The following is an 898-nucleotide window of genomic DNA, read 5'->3' as shown; positions in this document are numbered from 1 at the left end:
TATAGCAGAATCAACATAACCTGACATATTCAATATGCTCTGTAAACAACTCATCAACTGAACATCTTTTTTGCCTCCTGATCGCTTTTGCTCCGCCCCATTTGTGTTCTATTGGGTTCAAATCCGGACTATAAGCGGGAAGCCATTCCAGTTGACATCTGCTGTCTGCTATCGCTTGTGCCGTGCCATTCCGTTTATGGAAAGATGCATTGTCCATCACTATCACGGCGCCGTGTGGAAGCTTTGGCAGCAAATCTTGCGTCATCCACGCATAAAAAATATCGGCATTAATATTCTCGGTAAACAAGCTTAAGGTGACGAAGATATTTTCGAGAATGGCACCAATGACGTTGATACGGCCTTTTGCGTGCCAGTCATGCGAACCAAAACAGCGTAACCCTTTTTCCGAATAGCCATGTTGACGTGGCATCGACTGAGCAAAACCACTTTCATCTAAATACACAATCGGCCTGCCAGCCCGCTCATAGTCGTGAATGCGCTCGATAAATGCCTGACGAGCCTGAAGATCAGCGCGAGGGTGTTGGAGCGTTTTTTTTATGGGTGATCCGAAGCCGTTTCAAAGCATAATGAATAGCCGATTGTGAGACACCTAAACGTTTTGCTCTTTCCCATTGATAGTCATCGGGAAAATTTTGGACATCCGCCATGAGCACCGCATCAGGGATTTTCGTGGCGGGTTTATTGCGGGTCATGCAAGGTTCTATCTTATTGCACCACCGGAACAAGGTGCGCATAGAGATTTCAAAATGGGCACTCGTTTGTTCGAAAGTCAACGAATGCTTGTCTTTGTATGCCAATACTCTCTTTCGAAAATCTAAGCTGTAACCCATCTCATTTTATGCCTTGTCATCTTAGGTTTAGATATTATGTCATATTA

Annotated in this window: 2 protein-coding genes; both read right to left on the bottom strand. The window is 44.5% G+C overall.

Features of this window, described 5'->3' with window-relative positions; genetic code table 11:
• Positions 1-10: 10 nt before the first annotated feature.
• On the bottom strand, positions 11-505 hold the full coding sequence (locus tag Xentx_RS18165; RefSeq protein WP_244149913.1) for a transposase: 495 nt from the start codon (positions 503-505) through the stop codon (positions 11-13).
• Between the two features lie 22 nt (positions 506-527).
• Complete coding sequence (locus tag Xentx_RS18160) at positions 528-851, bottom strand: IS630 transposase-related protein (RefSeq protein ID WP_074021878.1); 324 nt, start codon at positions 849-851, stop codon at positions 528-530.
• Positions 852-898: the final 47 nt, after the last annotated feature.

Origin of the sequence: Xenorhabdus thuongxuanensis (assembly GCF_001908095.1) — a bacterium.
GTDB lineage: Bacteria > Pseudomonadota > Gammaproteobacteria > Enterobacterales > Enterobacteriaceae > Xenorhabdus > Xenorhabdus thuongxuanensis.
Note: the sequence above shows the minus strand (reverse complement) of the source record. Positions and strands in the feature narration are given on the sequence as shown.